The sequence below is a fragment of the Microcoleus sp. B9-D4 genome, from assembly GCF_036705105.1.
Taxonomy (GTDB): Bacteria; Cyanobacteriota; Cyanobacteriia; order Cyanobacteriales; family Microcoleaceae; genus Microcoleus.
Window position 1 is genome coordinate 41,127 of the sequence record NZ_JAUBTS010000047.1, and the last position, 16,835, is coordinate 57,961.

At 44.3% G+C, this 16,835-nt stretch carries 16 protein-coding genes, 1 tRNA gene and 1 pseudogene; 8 read left to right on the forward strand and 10 right to left on the reverse strand.

Annotated features, from left to right (window positions below; translation table 11 throughout):
• Positions 1 to 25 precede the first annotated feature (25 nt).
• Positions 26 to 463, reverse strand: a complete 438-nt coding sequence (locus QUB24_RS23670; protein ID WP_333155937.1) for a hypothetical protein — start codon at positions 461 to 463, stop codon at positions 26 to 28.
• Between the two features lie 187 nt (positions 464 to 650).
• On the opposite strand from QUB24_RS23670, the gene QUB24_RS23675 reads away from it, so the two are divergent.
• Positions 651 to 2,033, forward strand: a complete 1,383-nt coding sequence (locus QUB24_RS23675) for an ATP-binding protein (RefSeq protein WP_333155938.1) — start codon at positions 651 to 653, stop codon at positions 2,031 to 2,033.
• Positions 2,034 to 2,179: 146 nt separating this feature from the next.
• Positions 2,180 to 2,437 carry an AbrB/MazE/SpoVT family DNA-binding domain-containing protein gene (locus QUB24_RS23680; RefSeq protein ID WP_333155939.1) on the forward strand — a complete coding sequence of 86 codons (258 nt, stop codon included), beginning with the start codon at positions 2,180 to 2,182 and terminating at the stop codon, positions 2,435 to 2,437.
• A 69-nt stretch (positions 2,438 to 2,506) separates the two neighbouring features.
• Here the strand turns inward: QUB24_RS23680 and QUB24_RS23685 are convergent, their stop codons facing one another.
• From QUB24_RS23685 to QUB24_RS23700, 4 genes are all read right to left on the reverse strand, one after another.
• Positions 2,507 to 2,866, reverse strand: coding sequence for a hypothetical protein (locus tag QUB24_RS23685; protein ID WP_333155940.1), 360 nt, complete (start codon positions 2,864 to 2,866; stop codon positions 2,507 to 2,509).
• Between the two features lie 34 nt (positions 2,867 to 2,900).
• Entirely contained in the window at positions 2,901 to 3,263 is a 363-nt protein-coding gene (locus QUB24_RS23690) for a papain fold toxin domain-containing protein (RefSeq protein WP_333155941.1), read from the reverse strand.
• A gap of 70 nt (positions 3,264 to 3,333) precedes the next feature.
• Positions 3,334 to 3,741, reverse strand: coding sequence for a hypothetical protein (locus QUB24_RS23695; RefSeq protein ID WP_333155942.1), 408 nt, complete (start codon positions 3,739 to 3,741; stop codon positions 3,334 to 3,336).
• A 209-nt stretch (positions 3,742 to 3,950) separates the two neighbouring features.
• Positions 3,951 to 5,231 carry an aminotransferase class V-fold PLP-dependent enzyme gene (locus QUB24_RS23700; protein WP_333155944.1) on the reverse strand — a complete coding sequence of 427 codons (1,281 nt, stop codon included), beginning with the start codon at positions 5,229 to 5,231 and terminating at the stop codon, positions 3,951 to 3,953.
• 95 nt (positions 5,232 to 5,326) lie between these two features.
• Between QUB24_RS23700 and QUB24_RS23705 the strand changes: the two genes are divergently transcribed.
• The 4 genes from QUB24_RS23705 (at position 5,327) to QUB24_RS23720 (ending at position 9,246) form a co-directional block, all read left to right on the forward strand.
• On the forward strand, positions 5,327 to 7,159 hold the full coding sequence (locus QUB24_RS23705) for a TM0106 family RecB-like putative nuclease (protein ID WP_333155945.1): 1,833 nt from the start codon (positions 5,327 to 5,329) through the stop codon (positions 7,157 to 7,159).
• An 88-nt stretch (positions 7,160 to 7,247) separates the two neighbouring features.
• A complete protein-coding gene (locus QUB24_RS23710) occupies positions 7,248 to 8,375 on the forward strand; it encodes an esterase-like activity of phytase family protein (protein ID WP_333155946.1) in 1,128 nt (375 codons plus the stop codon).
• A gap of 56 nt (positions 8,376 to 8,431) precedes the next feature.
• Positions 8,432 to 8,505, forward strand: a tRNA-Asp gene (locus QUB24_RS23715).
• A 78-nt stretch (positions 8,506 to 8,583) separates the two neighbouring features.
• Positions 8,584 to 9,246 carry a Uma2 family endonuclease gene (locus QUB24_RS23720; RefSeq protein ID WP_333155947.1) on the forward strand — a complete coding sequence of 221 codons (663 nt, stop codon included), beginning with the start codon at positions 8,584 to 8,586 and terminating at the stop codon, positions 9,244 to 9,246.
• Positions 9,247 to 9,304: 58 nt separating this feature from the next.
• Here QUB24_RS23720 and QUB24_RS23725 read toward each other — a convergent pair whose 3' ends face one another.
• Positions 9,305 to 9,514, reverse strand: coding sequence for a hypothetical protein (locus tag QUB24_RS23725; protein ID WP_006632034.1), 210 nt, complete (start codon positions 9,512 to 9,514; stop codon positions 9,305 to 9,307).
• Between the two features lie 97 nt (positions 9,515 to 9,611).
• Positions 9,612 to 10,106: a DUF393 domain-containing protein gene (locus QUB24_RS23730; RefSeq protein WP_333155948.1), complete on the reverse strand. Its 495-nt coding sequence runs from the start codon at positions 10,104 to 10,106 to the stop codon at positions 9,612 to 9,614.
• A 353-nt stretch (positions 10,107 to 10,459) separates the two neighbouring features.
• On the opposite strand from QUB24_RS23730, the pseudogene gltX reads away from it, so the two are divergent.
• A pseudogene (gltX, locus tag QUB24_RS23735) lies at positions 10,460 to 11,902 on the forward strand (glutamate--tRNA ligase); the annotation flags it as partial.
• A gap of 402 nt (positions 11,903 to 12,304) precedes the next feature.
• Positions 12,305 to 12,739 carry a CAAD domain-containing protein gene (locus tag QUB24_RS23740; protein WP_333155953.1) on the forward strand — a complete coding sequence of 145 codons (435 nt, stop codon included), beginning with the start codon at positions 12,305 to 12,307 and terminating at the stop codon, positions 12,737 to 12,739.
• Positions 12,740 to 12,910: 171 nt separating this feature from the next.
• Here QUB24_RS23740 and QUB24_RS23745 read toward each other — a convergent pair whose 3' ends face one another.
• The 3 genes from QUB24_RS23745 to QUB24_RS23755 form a co-directional block, all read right to left on the reverse strand.
• A complete protein-coding gene (locus tag QUB24_RS23745) occupies positions 12,911 to 14,344 on the reverse strand; it encodes a hypothetical protein (RefSeq protein ID WP_333155950.1) in 1,434 nt (477 codons plus the stop codon).
• Positions 14,337 to 14,684, reverse strand: coding sequence for a hypothetical protein (locus QUB24_RS23750; RefSeq protein ID WP_333155951.1), 348 nt, complete (start codon positions 14,682 to 14,684; stop codon positions 14,337 to 14,339). The genes QUB24_RS23745 and QUB24_RS23750 overlap by 8 nt, the downstream gene beginning before the upstream one ends.
• A gap of 195 nt (positions 14,685 to 14,879) precedes the next feature.
• A partial coding sequence (locus tag QUB24_RS23755) for a CHAT domain-containing tetratricopeptide repeat protein (RefSeq protein WP_333155952.1) occupies positions 14,880 to 16,835 on the reverse strand: 1,956 nt, incomplete at its 5' end.

Here is a 16,835-nt window from a genome sequence, read left to right on the forward strand (position 1 = left end):
CGCTTTTAAAATGAAAAATATATTGCTAGTAATCCAAATAATAGTTCATTTCAAATTCAAGAGTGGAAGCTCCTCCTTGACGTTTCCCAATACCGTACCTAAATTGACATACATTTCCTTGAAACTTTATCCAATTTTTTCCTGGATTAGAAAGTATATGAAAATCAACACCTGACCAATCATTGCTACCGCAATATTGTACATTGTAAAAAAATGCTATTGAATCACCTGCTTGGAAAGGGCTTAAAGGGTCTATATAAAATCCTCCTATTTGTCTAGCATTTCCTCTATCTCTTACAGGATATTGTCCAAAACCACATTCATCCTGACCTTCATTAAATTGGCAACGTCCTCTTTTTTGATCGCCTGATAAGCCCCAAGGATCTCTAGCAATAGATACAGGCGCAGTTACTAAAAAACCTAAAACAAGACAAGTTGAAACCAATAAAAACTTTGTACGCATTGTTTTGTAGAATTTAACTAGGATGTGTGAATTATTAAGTTTTTATACTAAGACATCATACAATCATGCTGAGCGGAGAGGAATTTAGTTCGCAGCATGATAAAAAGTTGTATTCTGTCAGATAAAATGTAAGATAATGTCATAAAAAATTAGATAAAATAGCTAAAAACCAACAGAGCCGAGAATTATGGAGCTTAAGGAAATTTTAAGATTTGCCGACGAGTTAGTGTTTTCCAAGACTGGAAACCACTTAGATGACCTGCAACAGGCTATCTTAAGGGAAACCTTCCAAGGTCAGAGATATGCAAAAATAGCACAAGACCGGAATTGTAGCGAAGGATACATTAGGGGTGTTGCTTCAGAGATGTGGAAAATATTTTCAGAGGTATTAGGACAAAACGTTAGTAAAACAAATGTTCGAGTAACACTAGAAAGGTCTTTACTAGCAAACATTTCATCTCCTTTCGGAAAAAATGTTTTACGAATTGGTGACATCAATATTTGTCCACAAACATCTCAATCTTCAAAAGTCGCGCAAAAACCCCAACAAACCCAAACCCAACCGCACATGGACTTAGGCGACGCACCAGAAATCTTCAACTTCTACGATCGCACTCCCCAACTCTCCACCCTCGAAACCTGGATATTACAGGATAAATCTCGCCTCATTGCACTTCTGGGAATCAACGGCATAGGCAAAACAACTCTTGCACTCCGACTCATAGAACAAATCAAAACCAACTTTGATTACGTAATTTATCGTAGTCTTCGCTTTTCCCCCACCCTCAATGCCACTCTCACCAATCTCCTGCAAATCTTCTCTGACAAAACAGATATCCCCCAAAACATCGAAACCCAAATATCCCAAATCCTCGACAACCTGCGGAAGCATCGCTGCCTGATTATCCTCGATGATGTACAAATGCTTTTTAGCAGCGGACAACTGGCGGGACAATATAAAACTGGATATGAAGATTATCAGCAATTTTTTAAACTAATCGCCGAAGTTTGCCACAACAGTTGCTCAATCTTGATTAGTTGGGAAAAAACGAGAGAAATTGCTAAATTAGAAAGAGTAAATAACTACGTGCATTCCTTAGTTTTGGGTAGCTTAGGCATCGCAACCAAAGAAATTCTGAAACAGCAGAACTTATCTGATGAGAATGCTTGGGAAACTTTGATTAATATTTATCAAGGAAATCCTCTCTGGTTAGAGTTAACCACCACGATTGTACAAGACTTGTTTGGTGGTAGTGTCTCCGAGTTTTTGCAATGCGACGCTGTGATTTTAAGCGAATCTCTGCAAGCACAATTAGATCAACAATTCCAGCGTCTAACGCAGCAGGAATTGGCAATAATGATTCAGCTTGCTAAGGAAAATGAACCCGTTTCTCTGCCGCAAATTTTCAACACAGTACAGTTATCGACATCAGACTTATTAAATGCCATGCAATCATTGGGGATGCGGTTATTTCTGGATGCGGAAGAGCAGGGTAAAACAACATTTTTTAGTCTCAATCCAGTTATGAAACAGTATGTTAAAAATCGATATTTTCAGCCCAACCACTAAAGTCGGGGCTTCGGAGCAATAGCCTACGAAAAACCAACGCCTTGTCAACCCTCTTCTTAATCGCTACAATGTAGATACTTTGTATATACATTCTTAAAAAAAGGGTGAATTCCTCAGAGTGATATTACTAGCTAGAGGCTCAGGCTATGGTTGTGACGATCGCAAAGTGGGGAAATAGTCTTGCTGTTAGGATTCTACAGCATTTAGCTAAAGAGATTAACTTAGCTGAGGATTCCCAAGTGCAACTTGTGTTGATAGATGGTAGGCTGACGATCGAGCCGATAACTCGTGGGCGGTATTCGCTTGAGGAGCTGATTGAGGCGCGCCAGAGAATCTTCATAATGAGATTGACAGTGGAGTTGCTGTGGGGAACAAAGTTTGGTGACAAAATCAAATCCTGGTGACGGTGCGAAGATTTGGAAAAAAACCCGGTTTCTTTGATTGTGCGCGAGAGTCCATAATTTGACAATTGACTATCCAGCTTTTACATTACCGACTTTTTCCTTAACTTGCCCTACTTCTGAATGGCTATCTCGCTGCAAAAACTCATCAAGCAACTCATAAAAACGATAAAATGCTCGTTCTTCATTGTTAGTATAAAACTCGATTATTCTTGCCCATGAACCTGATGTTGATACTTCATATCGCTTTTGCAACCAGGGTTGAAAGTCTCCATAAAATTCCATTTCCTTTGCTGTTGGTTCAAATCCCAACTCTTCTCTAGCCGTTCTATAACCGACTATAAACATAAAAAGATCGGTTGCAGAAGCCCGTCCGATATACATTCCTGGTTTTTTATGGATTTTACTCAATATCTCAAAAAGTCCGCTCATCTAAATACTCTCCTTTTTTCAACCACAAACACTTTTAGAAACTGTCTAATTCTTCAACTATAAACTCTCCTCTACGACAGGAAAAATCATTCACCCAATCTTCTCTAGACAGTCCCTCAGTTGACAAATTATCAAAAACTCGCCCACGTACTTCAACTCCGTAGTGAGTTCCATTCGTTGTAATAGACTCATTTGTACCACCCCACCTTTCTAAGCGTGTACTTAAGATAAATTCTTCTCTATACTTAGTTTTGAGCTTAAGTAACTTACCGGCAATTCCATTTTCTGCCAGCCATTTTAACACGGCTTTGGCACACTCGTCACATTTAAGGATATCGTACTGGCTGACGATCGCACCAATCTCTCGATAAATCTCCTCATCTGAAAAATCGCTCACTTTCCCTCACACCCTCTCAAATCTTCCATCAAAATCGATCGCATTCTCAGATTGCAAAGGACGCTCAATTTCATTTTTGATCGAGCATCACTTCATCATCCTCATCCAAGTCGAAATTCTCTGGAACTAATCGATCGAAGCTATTGCGGGTAGGAAGCTCAGGCAAATCTCCTAGCATAGCAACTGCTTCAGCAAGTAGATTAAGATTCTCTGGATCGGGGTGTTTTTGTGCCGCACGCACAGCCAAGATGACGATACGCAATCCTCCTCTCATGCGATCGACATCACGGGCTAGTCCATACATTGCTTGAAAGTCATTTTCCTCAATAATGCGGTACTGTCCTGTTTTTGTCTGGAGGGTAGCAATGACACCATTCGCGATCGAACTGAGTGCTTCTGCGCCCTGCAAACGAAACTTCTCAAACGATGTCCAATTTGCACCGCTTCGCAACCTAAATTTTTTATTTGTAATTTGCATAGTTTAACCTCTTTACTATATGCTAACGTAAACCCAACGAAAAAACAACGGCTATTAAATCCTAGCTTAAAATAATAGGACAGGATTTACGCACTCCGACTCCTCGAAACCGGGTTTTTGGTCGTTTCTGCGGCTGTAACGCGTCTTCTGGGCAAAAACCCGGTTTCTGACTACCCGTGCGTCCAGGACTATAAATAAACCCGCCCCGGCTATACTAATTGATTTGCGATCGCCCCAACCAACTTATCAATCTCTGCCTCAGTGGTAAAATAGTGAACGCAAGCCCGCACGCAATCAGGATTAAGAATTGTCCGCACCATAATCCCCTGTTTCTCCAACAAATCGACAAGCTTTTTGTGCGGCATCCCATTAGTTAATCGAAACGAAACCAAACCAGCTTCCGGCGCAGATTTTCGCAAACATTCCACATCGGGAAGTTCCGACAAACGCTCCCAGAGATACTTACTCAAACGGCAAATTTCTGCATACCTTTCCTCGATCGTACCCCATTCATGTTGCAGGGCGATCGCACTCCGCAAACCCGCATACAAAGGATAAGCCGAAGTCGCAATTTCATAGCGCTGCGATCCAGACTTCCACCCAAGGACTTTAGCATTAGCATCCGTCACAATTCCCCGCCAACCGATAAACACCGGATGCAAATCTGCCAAAGCTTCCGCACTCACATAAAGCCCCCCCAAACCTTCCGGGCCGCACCACCATTTATGACCCGTAAAAGCATAAAAATCAACCCCAGATTCAATCAAATTTAAAGGCAAAACCCCCACAGATTGAGCAGCATCAACTAATACTCTAACTTTGTGCTTCTTGGCAGACAAATCCTCTTGTCTCCCCCCTTGAATCAGGGACAAATCCTCTTGCCCATCCCCTTGAACCAGGGAAAACTCCTCTTGTCCCCCCCCTTGGCAAGGGGGGGTTAGGGGGGGTTCATGACACACTTTCACAATCTCAGCCAGAGGCAAAACTTGGCCAGTATTCCACAAAATGTGACTGATAACGAACAAGCGAGTATTTGGCCGCAAACTATCAGCAATCACCGCCACCGGATCGCCCTCATTCAAAGTAGCCGCCAACGGACAAATCGAAACCTCAATGTTGAAACGGCGCTGAAGTTCCATTACACTAGCTACAATGCCGTGGTGCTCGCAGTCAGAAAGCAGCAAATGGTCGCCTGCTTTCCAGTCAATGCCCCACAGCGCAATATTGCAGCCGACGGTGACATCTTCAGTTAGGGCGATGGTTTCAGGAGGTACCGTCAACTCAGATGCGATCGCACGTCGCGTCAGCATCGCCTCCTGAACCACCCAAGCCCCCACTTCCGCCGAAAACGGCCCGCCAAGTTGCACCCGTTTGTAAGCCTCATAAATCGCCTCTAAAGCAGGCTCAGGCAGCGGCCCTTGTCCGCCGTAGTTAAAATAAGCTTTATTGGTCAAAGCAGGGAATTGTTGCCGGTGATTGTCCTTTGTCATTTTTTTTGGGGAATTATTGATAGCGTTAATATTGAATAACTAATGCTGTGAATTTTATACCTTTTGCCTGATACTCTATGCCTTGCGAATACTAAATGTTAATAACTGACAAACTACTACTTTCTTATCAGCGATGCCATCTCCGAGCATTTTTAGACACCTGCGGAGACTGGAAACAACAAGACCCCCCCAGCGACTTTCTGCTGAAACTGATGCGCGACAGCGCGACATACCAGCAGCAAGCTTTGGAAAACGAGACTTACCAACAACCATATTATCCTAGAGGGGATTGGGAAGCCGGCGCGGCCGCTACATTGAGTTTAATGCAGCAAGGGGTCGATCGCATTTACCGAGGAGTTCTGATCCAGGGCGAATTCCGCCAAACCAACGGCGCCACAACTTCTCTGGTAGGAATTGACGGTCAATATTTCCCAGAATTTGGCGAAATCCCCGAAACCCCCGTTCATCTTTCATCCTCCAATCTTCCCTCTTCAAACATTACCCTTATCGGCCGCCCCCATTTATTAATCAAACAGCCGGGACAATCAAAATTTGGCGATTGGAGTTATATTACTGCGGATATTTGGCTTAGCAAGCGACCAAAACTAGAGTATCAAATTATCGCAGCTTTTCACGCCCAAGTTTTAGCTTCCGTGCAGGAAACAAAGCCCGAGACTGCGTGGCTGATGCTGCGAAAAAAAGGGCTGTACTCGGTGAATCTCGACCAGCGAACTCCTCAGATGTTCGAGATTTTAGATGATTGCATTCGGATGATAGAAAATCGGGATAAACCAGAGGTGTTCATTTCCCGGCAAAAGTGCAATCTTTGCGGTTGGTATACTATCTGTCACGCCGAAGCCGAATCTATTAAACATCTTTCGTTATTGCCGGGAGTTACTGCCAGCCGTTATGCTAGACTAAAAACTCTCGGAATTACTGATGTAAAAGCTCTCGCTAATGCTAGTTCCGAACTGCTAGCTGAGTATCCAGAATTCCCCGATAGAGTTGCTTTTGATGTGGTGCAGCAAGCTGAATCGCACTTGCTAAATCAACCGCTGTTGCGGCAAGAAGGAAGTTCGGCAACGGATTTTGTAACGGATGTAACGGATAGAAGTTCGGCAACGGATTTTGTAACGGATGTAACGGATAGAAGTTCGGCAACGGATTTTGTACGGGATTTAACAAATTTAACGGATGTAGGTGTGAGGAAAGAAAGAATAAGGGAAGAGGCAGAAGTTGCCGAGAAGAGTTTAGCAACAGTTAATCTTGTTCTGGGAAACACTACAAAAAATAAACCTGCGACATCTTCTATACCTGCGCCAATTCTCCGCAAGAAACCAATTCCCTATTCCCAATCTGTCTTTTTGCCGATCGCCCCAATCGAACTCTACTTTGATATTGAAGCGGAACCCGAGTTAAACTTAGATTACCTCCACGGAGTCTTAGTTGTTGACAGGTACAACAATACGAAAAAATTTCACGGTTTTTTAGCAGAATCAGCAGCAGAGGAAGGTGCAATATGGGAGCAATTTTTAGAATTAATGTGGGCTTATCCTATTGCTCCGATTTTCCATTTTTGCGACTACGAAGTCAAGACTTTTAAGCGACTGGCTAAACTTTACAATACTCCAGCTTATTTGTGGAAACCCGTGCTGAAACGGTTTGTAGATATTCACAAACAAGTGACGCAAAAGGCGATTATGCCCGTGGAAAGTTACGCACTCAAACCAATTGCCCGCTGGCTGGGTTTTGATTGGCGAGATGCTAAGGCTAATGGTGCTCAGTGCGTCTGCTGGTACGACGATTGGCTCAAAACTGGCGATCGATCGCTCTTGGAGGCGATCGTCCGCTACAATGAGGACGACTGTCGTGCTACTTATGTGGTTAAAGATTGGTTGACCAATTTTTTGCTAAATCATGAGCCGTGATTTTCAGATTTAATGAACCGCGAAGACGCGAAGGGCGCGAAAGAAGAAAGGGAAGAGGAAGGTAGGTAATAATGTATTTAGTGGTAAAATGCGAAGGCTAGCAAAAGCAACTATATTTATTGTCTGTTTTTTGATGGCAGCAACTGTTGCTATTTGGGTAAACCAATCAGCGCAATCTTTCGCTGTTACGAAAATAGATTTTATCGGCAGAGCAATATTTCCTACAGGTTCTCCGTTTCAGGGGACGGAAATTGGCGGACTTTCGGGCATTACTTATGATGCCGAAAAACAAGTTTATTATGCCATTTCTGATGACCGTAGCAGCAAGGCTCCGGCGCGCTTCTATTCTCTCAAAATCAACTTGCAATCTGGTAAACTGGAAAAAGAGCAAATTACTTTTGCTGGTGTCACTACTTTATTAGATGAAAACGGCAAAGGTTTTCCTGAATTAAGTTTAGATCCGGAAGGGATAGCTTTTACTGGCAATAGCGTGTTTGTTTCTTCTGAGGGAGATGTCGATCGCCAAATAAATCCTTTTATCAAAGAGTTCTCCCTCGATGGTAAACTCCTGAAAACGCTGGCAATTCCTGAACTGTTTTTGCCGGATGACAAAGGCACTAAAGGAATCCGCAACAATCTCGCTTTTGAAAGTTTAACTTTAACGCCCGATCGCAAGTATCTATTCACCGCTACCGAAAACGCCTTGGTTCAAGATGGCGCCGCAGTTTCCCTGGAAACCGGGAGTCCGTGCCGGATTTTGCGCTACGATGCGGTGAGCGGCAATCCCGAAGCATCGTTTCTCTACATCACCGAACCGCTACCGGCTGGTGCGAATCCTGTGGGAAAATTAACTAGCAACGGTTTAGTGGATTTGTTGGCGATCGACGATAACCGCTTGCTGAGTTTAGAGCGTGCTTTCTCCCTGGAAACCGGCACAACTATCAGAATTTTTGAGATTTCTCTGGAAAAGGGCGATCGTATTGAAGCACTCGAAAGCCTCAAAAGCCGTCTCAGCGAGGTTTCTCCCGCTCAAAAACGCCTGCTGCTGGATTTGGAAACCCTGAAAATTCCCCTAGACAACATTGAGGGGTTGACATTTGGCCCCGCCCTGGCGGATGCTAGCAGAGGTCTGATTTTGGTGAGCGACAACAACTTCAGTCCGCTGCAAGAGACTCAAATTTTGGGCTTCCAAATAAAAGTTCAAAAAACCTCTTGACAAAAGGTGAAGTTATAGGCATAATAGAAATTGTGCCTGAAAAAACGGCAAAACGAGGGACAGTAGTTCAATTGGTTAGAGCACCGCCCTGTCACGGCGGAAGTTGCGGGTTCGAGCCCCGTCTGTCCCGTTCCCTCGAAAGTAGAAGTTCTAAAATAAAAATTTTAGGGTTTTGGTATTTTATGAATTAAGTAAGGAGGAGGGAAGTTTGACAGTTACCCTCATTAACTCCTCCCCAGAAAAAACGACGCAACGGGTGGTATTATCTAATATCAGTTGGCATACTTACCAAAGCTTGTTAGCAGAAGCCGGAGACAAGAGAGCCTCGCGGTTTTCTTATTCTCAAGGAGTCTTAGAAATAATCATGCCATCCGACTTGCATGAAACTATTAACTGTTTGCTCAAACGGATTGTTACAGCTTTGACTGAGGAGTTGGACTTGAAGATTAAGGGATTTGGTTCTACAACTCTCAACCGTGAAGATTTAGAACAAGGTGCAGAACCAGATTCATGTTTTTATATCCAAAATGTCGATCGCATTCTAGGGAGAAGGCTTGAAATCTCAACCGACCCTCCCCCAGACTTGGTAATTGAAGTTGATATTACCAGTCCTTCTTCTAATCGATTTGTAGTTTACACACAGCTAGAAATTCCTGAAGTTTGGCGGTATCGGACACAAACTGTACAAATTTATCAATTGCAAAATCGGGAATATATTGCCTGCGATCGCAGTCCGACATTTCCCATCCTTTCTGTAGCAATGCTCAATCAATTCTTGCAGATGGCAGAAACTCAAGATGACAATGCCATAATTCGGTCTTTGCGTCAATGGGCAAACGAGCAGTTACGATCGCCCGAAAATGAGCAATAATACTAAACTTAATTTAACTAATTCCTTTCTCCCACGGACGATCGACTCCCAGCAGCGCTCAAAGGTGTGAGGAAATAAAGGGTCGGGCGATCTGATATGTCAAAACCAGGACGATGGGCACGAGAATCGGAATCGCCACTAGCAGTCCCCATTTGCCAAACCTAAGTTTTTGACCGTCCGATTTGAACAAGAAAATCACAGCGGCAATTCCCATAAGTATCCAGAGACCACCGAAGCCCATGAAGACTGTATAGCCTGCATCTTGCATTTTTTTTGACCTTTAATAGTAGTCCATGTTTAATGTTAGTTGCAGCCTGTTTCTGCTGACATCTTCTGATAGGTCGATCGCACTTATTAAATATGACTCATTTTGAGTTGGGTTGGCAGCGGCCCTGACTTTCGCACTCGATCCGCTGAGTTCGATCGCTCATAATAGTTGCTAAATCCGGCCTTCCCGTCAGCTTCAGCCGCCAGTGGGCCCAAATTCCGTACAGCCAATTGGCGATCGCCCCGATCGCTGGTAACTTAGTCACAGCATAAACCCAGCCCATACCTAAAATCTCGTAGGTGCGGCGAAAAACCTCCACATTTTTAATTGCCGTACCGTCGGGTAATATCGCGTGAATCCGCCCCATCGCCGTTTCGTAGTCGATTCCGCCGTGGGCCTCCGGGTTGTAGCTATCATCCGCGATATCCACAAACGACACTAAACCTCGCCCCGCGTCCTGTTTTTTTAAGAAATTAACCTCCCGCACGCACAGAGGACATTCACCGTCGTACAGCAACTCAATCTGCCAAGCAGGCGCAGACTCGGGTGAGGGCGCAACAGATTCGGAAAACTCGGTTTTAGCAGCAGACATAGGGAAATATATTTTAATGTCGTCGATCGCACACAAACATTTTACAAGCATCAATACTTATCAGGTGCGCCTTGGGTACTCCTAAAGCAGTTATTTGTGCTGTGAAAAATAGTCCCAAAGGTCAATCCAGTCTTGGCCACCCGCAAGCTATTATCATCAAGATGCCCTCTCCTGCCTTGCCGGAGACTTTCGCCCGATCGCCCGATAGTCGTCGAATATCAAACAATTCGAGGCAAAGCACCTGCCAAGCACAACTGTTAATTCGGCAACCAAATATAATAAAATTTAAAGTCTTAAACATCAGCTATTCCCCCAACCAGCAAATTGCCCCCAATCTAAAAGCAAAAATCTACATGAATGTCAGAGTCCGTCTAGCCCCCAGTCCCACCGGAAACCTACACATCGGTACCGCCAGAACCGCCGTATTCAACTGGCTGTTTGCCCGCAACCAAGGCGGCAAATTCATCCTGCGGGTAGAAGACACAGACGTTGAACGTTCTAAAAGCGAATACACCGATAACATCCTCGAAGGCCTCACCTGGCTGGGTATGGAGTGGGACGAAGGCCCGAGTTTTCAGTCGCAGCGTCTGGAAATATACCGCCAAGCAGTCCAAACCCTTCTCGACAATGGACTCGCCTACCGCTGCTACACCACGTCGGAAGAACTCGACGAAATGCGGGAAGCACAAAAAGCCAACAAACAAGCCCCCCGCTACGACAACCGGCACCGCAACTTGACAAGCAAACAGCGCGCAGCTTTTGAAGGCGAAGGGCGACAAGCTGTGATTCGGTTTATCATCGACGACGATCGCACCATCGCTTGGAACGACATGGTACGCGACACCGTAACCTGGAAAGGTAGCGACCTCGGCGGCGATATGGTAATTGCCCGTGCATCCAGCGGCGGCGTCATCGGCCAACCCCTCTACAACCTCGCCGTAGTTGTCGATGACATCGACATGGGCATCACCCACGTCATCCGCGGCGAAGATCACATCGGCAATACTCCGAAACAAATATTGCTCTACGAAGCTTTGGGCGCGACAATTCCAGAATTTGCCCACACGCCACTGATTTTAAACTCCCAAGGGCAAAAGCTTTCTAAACGCGACGGCGTAACCTCGATTTCTGACTTCAAAGATATGGGCTACGTCCCCGAAGCTTTAGTTAATTACATGACTTTGCTCGGTTGGACTCCGCCGGATTCAACGCAGGAAATATTTACACTGTCGGAAGCAGCAGAATTATTTACATTCTATCGAGTCAACAAAGCCGGTGCAAAATTTGATTGGGATAAACTCAATTGGCTGAACAGTCAATACCTGCACAAAATGCCAGTGCCGCAATTGACAGATTTGCTGATACCTTATTGGTGGCAGAAAGGCGGTTATGAGTTTGACTTGGAGGCAGACCGCCCCTGGCTCGAACAAATAGCTGCTTTAATCGGCCCGAGTCTCGTTCGCTTAACCGATGCTGTGGATATGTGTAAGGTTTTCTTCTCCACCACGGTGGAATACGAAGAAGAAGCACTCGCACAATTGCAGCAAACAGGGGCTGCACAGGCTTTACAAGCAGTTGTAGAAGCGATGGAAAGTCATTCGTCCCTGACATCAGCGGAAGCTCAGAAAATCACTAAAAAGCTCAGTAAAGAGAAAAATCTTAACAAAGGGCTAATTATGCGATCGCTCAGAGCCGCTCTGACAGGTGCAATGCACGGCCCCGACCTGATAGAATCTTGGGTAATCCTTCACCAGCGAGGAACGGCTAAAACCCGTTTGCTTGATGCCATTAGCAACTTGAATGGGCCTGCTGTTGGTGTCGCGGACGAAACTCCTACCCCAAAACAACCACACGCAGAAACAGTCGCCGAAAGTTCTGCGACAGAACAGTCAGCAGTGGAGGTTTCAAAAGTCGAAACACCGACTCTTGAAACAGTCGAAACCCCGGTTGTTGAACCATCAGCAGCAGAGGTTTCAGAAGTGGAAAAACTTGCGATCGAAACAGTCGAAACGCCGACTGTCGAACAAGCAGTGGAAGTTACAGCAGTCGAAATACCGACTACAGAAACAGGCGAAGTGTCGGCTCTTGAACCAACCGACGGGGAGGTTGCAGCAGTCGAAATACCGGCTCTTGAAACAGTCGCAGCAGCAGTTGAAATACCTGCCGCCAACCAGCAAAAAACTATTGCGAGTGGAGAAATGACTTCATCAAACGAACCAGAAACAACCGTTATCATCACCGAAATTCCTGCCGGAAATGAAGCAGACAGTTCAAGCGGTACAACAAAAGTCATAATTACCGAAGAACCGCCAAGTCAGACCCAGCAGATCAAAGAACAAATTATCTCAATTTTGTCTGAGTTTCCAGCTTACATTGGCAGCTTTTACGAGCAGTACAAAAGTCCCCTGACTGTTATCGGTGTAATTGTAGCCTCGATTGTCTCTTTGAAAGTGCTTTTGGGCGTAATAGACGAACTCAACGACATCCCCCTGCTAGCACCCACATTCGAGCTAATTGGTATCGGATACACCGGGTGGTTTATCTACCGCTATTTGCTGCGATCGTCCAATCGGCAACAATTAGCTCAAGAAATTCAAGCATTGAAAGAACAAGTTTTCGGCAAAAAATCCTAAACTTTTGCTGTAATTTGTTTAATTTGTACCCGACACTGACAATTTTAAATAAGTTGTCAGTGTCGGGTTTTTTTTGTAGGAATGGGCGATTATTTTGGCAATGGGCGATTGAAATCGTGGAGTTTACGGGAACACCAACCAAGTCTGCCTATGCGGACTAATGGTTAATGGCTAATTCTTTGGTCGAGTGCGCCACCAGACGATCGCAGCAGATCCAAGGGCGATCGCACAACTCAAAACAAAGGAAAATACAAACGGATGCCACAGGATTAAGGGTGCGGGGACGTGGTTTTGTCGCAGCGTCTCGAAGAGTTTGTCTGTGCCGCTGGAGGCTGCAATTCCTCCGGCTGCTAAACCGACGCCGATCGCCTGTATTGTTCTTTCTAGGCGATCGTCTCGGTTTTTCTCTGCTAATTCGCTTTTGCGGAGTTCTATTTGATTGGCGCGATCGCTCCTCGCTTGTTCTATTTCTACTATCCCTCGGATTGAGGCGATCGCCTGTTCGATTAAGCCTGTTCCGTGTCGGAAATATCCTAAGTCGCCTGCTATTTGCGATCGCATATATGGCGCGGTTTTTCTACTGAAGTGATTTAATATTGATAGTTCTTCCTTATCGGTTTCTACTTTAGCATAGATTTGATCTAATTTCTCAGCGTAATTGTTAAGATTTATCGCAATTGTATTGCCGTAATCTTCTAATTTTGTCAGCCCTTGAGTGTAAGTCAGTGCTGTTTTCAGTAGCTTTTTCAACTCGTCCTTAAATTCCTGTAAATTGTCGGTAGTCAAGGCGCTGTCTAGTTCATCTATTCGCTGCTGCAACCAATTAACATTATCCTCCACTTGTCGGTAAAAATCAAACAGTATGCGGTGAATTTGCCTGCTGTTGTGAAAGGCTTTAATAATTTTAGTGCGGTAGTAAAACAAGTCTACTATTTCCCGCTGGTAAGTACCAAGCTTATCTTCGGATGCTTCGCTGTTGGGAAACCAGACAAGCAAGTGCCGATAATTAGCAGTTTGCTTGATTAAACCGTACTCAAAAATCGGACTCCCAAATAACTGGCCGGCGCGGTTAAAAGGAGGGCGATATTTTTCGGGAAGTAAAGCGTTACAGCATTTGTTAGCTAGAGATTGGAGGGTTTCGAGACTTGGTGGTTGTGGTTGCGGGGGTAATTTAGCAGTAATTAGAATTGTTTCACCTAAAAACTCTTCCCCGGTAACGATTCCTAATAAATTTTCGGGGTTAAATGTACTCAGCCATTGCGGGGAAACTTCCTCTACAAAACTATCAGGGAAACCGACATTCAACCACAGGGCATAGCTGTCTCCTATTTTGATGGGTACAGCAAAGCCGCTGACATCTAATTGAGTTTGATTGTAGCTGACTTTAGTATTAAAATCCAAGCTGATGTCAGGCAACAAATCAACCGATAAATTAGATTGTTCTTCGGAAAATTTGAGAAGGGGTTTGAGTTTTTGGGATGTAAAGCTTTCCAAAAAATCATCGCCCCAATTCCAGAGGGGATTATCTCTGCCACTAGCATCGCCGATTAGGTGAAAGGCAAAAGCGTAGACATTAGGATTTAAAAGTTTTTCAATTTCATTCATTTTCAGGCTTCTCAGATTGTATCCGCTTTTCTAAAGATTCTAGCAGCCGTGGAAATAGGCGGGGAAACTGATTTTCTGAAATATTTTCGTCTCCTTGCGGTTGACTGGGTTTAGGGATAACTTTGCCCCTGGTGGCGACGGCTTCCAATGCTTTGGTAATTTCGGGATAGTCGATACACCAATTGCTCAGTATTTTAGAAATTGCTTGATTTGATTCATTTTCGGCAGCCGCAATATCTTTTTCAAGGGTCTTTAATGCTTCTGTGGCTGCTTCGGAAAATAAATTGGGACTGGCTTTCAAGACTACTAGAAATGAATTAATGATTTTTTCTGGCTTCATGGCTGAATTTATGTCTTGTAATTTATAATATTGTCATTTTACCATATTCACAAAGGACACGGCAATGCCATGTCCTGATTGCCCTGTTCTAATTGCCGTGTGACGGATTGTTAAAGGGTCGGCACATTGCATTGTTAAATGGGAAGGAAACGGCAATGCCGTTTCCTACAAAAATTCATTGTTTCGCTGAGGAATCTATTGCCCAATCGCACAAAAAGCCGCCCAGAAGTGGGGAGATTGGTAACGTTTCTTTTCTGGTCTTTGACCAAATTCAATAGAATTTTGCATTTCCTCTTTCCTTTCATCTGAAATTAATTTACAATTTGCAACCCAATCTACCAAATCTTGCACAGTTGCCTCCTTTAGCCACAACTGAGACTCCCGCAAAGCAATCGCCACAGGCGGGCGAGTTTCAGACAGGAAAATTTCATAAAATTTAATCATCAAAATCGCCGTAGATACATCATTGACAGCCCACAAAGTGCTAATTACACTCGTGGCCCCGGCATAGAAAAAACCGCTAGGCAATCCGATATACTCATCAGTGTTATCTCTAATATCCGTTAACCCAGTTTCGCAGGCGGAAAGCGTAACTAAACTGCACTTACTCAGCCGCAAATTAAAGATTTCTTCCAGCGTCAGACATTCGGCGATGTCGAAGGTTTCGCCTCTGCGGGAACGAATATAACTTTTTTCCTCCGAGTTAACGTTATCGGTGGCAATTTTTGCCCCAGCTAAGATTAAAGCAGATTTCCGGGGGTCGAGAAAGTCGAAAAATCCGTGACAGGAAAAGTGGGCGATGTCGGCATTCTGCAACGCTTCAAGCTGTTGCTGCAATCCTGTCTTACTTGCCTTTTCCCGAATCAAAACTTCGGCAGGATTAAAGGATTTGGCAATTGCTTCAACTTCGATATCGGTGAAGTCTAAATCTTCTGTCGGGTTTTGAATGGCAAACAATCTTGTCGGTGATGACTCTTCCCCAGTCGGATTTACCCGCTGAGATAATTGTAATAGCTGACAACTGGGAGTATATCTCACGCCACCTGGGAAAAGTTCGAGGAGAGTTCCAGTTTCTTCTACATTCTGCCTTAGCCTTCGGCTGGTTAATGCGTGAAGTGGCAACAAGTGCAAATATCGGAAGGGAACTAATATCAATCGCTGGCAATTTTCTGGGAGGCGAGAAATAATTTCATCAATGTGCAAGATTTCTCCTAATTTTTCCAGGCGGGTTTCTAGCTGGTTTTTCCAGTTATCATATTTTTTATCATCTTTGATGTCGTCGATATACTCCTGCTGAAACTTTTCTAATTCTTCTAAATCTGTATCAGAAGATTGCCAGACATCGGGTTGGGTGGAGTCGTGGGTAATAATAAAAACTTTACAGCCATTAACGGTAATGTACCATTCCAAAATTGCCTCATCTTCACCTAACAGACTGCGAATTTCCTGAAAACTAATCCGCTGTACATTTTCCGGAAGGCTGCGGGCCTTGTGAAACAATTCTACTAGGTTTCTGGTTTTGCTGCGTTCAATGTATTCTAGGGCGGCGGTTTTGTTTGTCATTTCTAGGCAAACTTCCACCATTAGATGATAAATTCTATTGTATTTTTCGGCTAATTTCTGTCTGTCTGCTTCGCCGCCGATAATAATTTCACTCCGCATTGATTCGACTGTATTAATGGCGGTGTTAAGGATATTGTAAGCTTCTGGGAGTTTGGAATTCAGCCAGTAGGCAAGTCCGAGATTATATAAAGTTTCAGCATTATTGATCGAAAAAGCCTCACGGGTGCGAACTTCCAAAGATGCCTTATAAGCCACGATCGCCAGTTCCAAATTCTCAGCTTTTCCCCCTCTAATTCTGTAGAGGTAGGCAGCCCCCAAATTATTTTGACTCCTTGCCCATTCAAAGGGAAAAGCCTCACAGGTGTAAACTTCCAAGGATGCCTTATAAGCCGCGATCGCCAGTTCCAAATTCTCAGCTTTTCCCCCTCTGATTCTATCCTGGTAAGCATTCCCCAAATTATTTTGAGTCATTGCCCAATCTTGGGGAAAAGCCTCACGGGTGTAAACTTCTAAGGATGCCTTATAAGCCGCGATCGCCAGTTCCAAATTCTCAGCTTTTCCCCCTCTGATTCTATCCTGGTAAGCATT

Excerpts from the sequence above, each read along its gene's own strand:
- QUB24_RS23670 (WP_333155937.1), bottom strand. The coding sequence starts at position 463 with ATGCGTACAAAGTTTTTATTGGTTTCAACTTGTCTTGTTTTAGGTTTT.
- QUB24_RS23675 (WP_333155938.1), top strand. The coding sequence starts at position 651 with ATGGAGCTTAAGGAAATTTTAAGATTTGCCGACGAGTTAGTGTTTTCC.
- QUB24_RS23680 (WP_333155939.1), top strand. The coding sequence starts at position 2,180 with ATGGTTGTGACGATCGCAAAGTGGGGAAATAGTCTTGCTGTTAGGATT.
- QUB24_RS23685 (WP_333155940.1), bottom strand. The coding sequence starts at position 2,866 with ATGAGCGGACTTTTTGAGATATTGAGTAAAATCCATAAAAAACCAGGA.
- QUB24_RS23695 (WP_333155942.1), bottom strand. The coding sequence starts at position 3,741 with ATGCAAATTACAAATAAAAAATTTAGGTTGCGAAGCGGTGCAAATTGG.
- QUB24_RS23700 (WP_333155944.1), bottom strand. The coding sequence starts at position 5,231 with ATGACAAAGGACAATCACCGGCAACAATTCCCTGCTTTGACCAATAAA.
- QUB24_RS23705 (WP_333155945.1), top strand. The coding sequence starts at position 5,327 with ATGTTAATAACTGACAAACTACTACTTTCTTATCAGCGATGCCATCTC.
- QUB24_RS23710 (WP_333155946.1), top strand. The coding sequence starts at position 7,248 with ATGCGAAGGCTAGCAAAAGCAACTATATTTATTGTCTGTTTTTTGATG.
- QUB24_RS23725 (WP_006632034.1), bottom strand. The coding sequence starts at position 9,514 with ATGCAAGATGCAGGCTATACAGTCTTCATGGGCTTCGGTGGTCTCTGG.
- QUB24_RS23730 (WP_333155948.1), bottom strand. The coding sequence starts at position 10,106 with ATGTCTGCTGCTAAAACCGAGTTTTCCGAATCTGTTGCGCCCTCACCC.
- QUB24_RS23740 (WP_333155953.1), top strand. The coding sequence starts at position 12,305 with ATGACTTCATCAAACGAACCAGAAACAACCGTTATCATCACCGAAATT.
- QUB24_RS23745 (WP_333155950.1), bottom strand. The coding sequence starts at position 14,344 with ATGAATGAAATTGAAAAACTTTTAAATCCTAATGTCTACGCTTTTGCC.
- QUB24_RS23750 (WP_333155951.1), bottom strand. The coding sequence starts at position 14,684 with ATGAAGCCAGAAAAAATCATTAATTCATTTCTAGTAGTCTTGAAAGCC.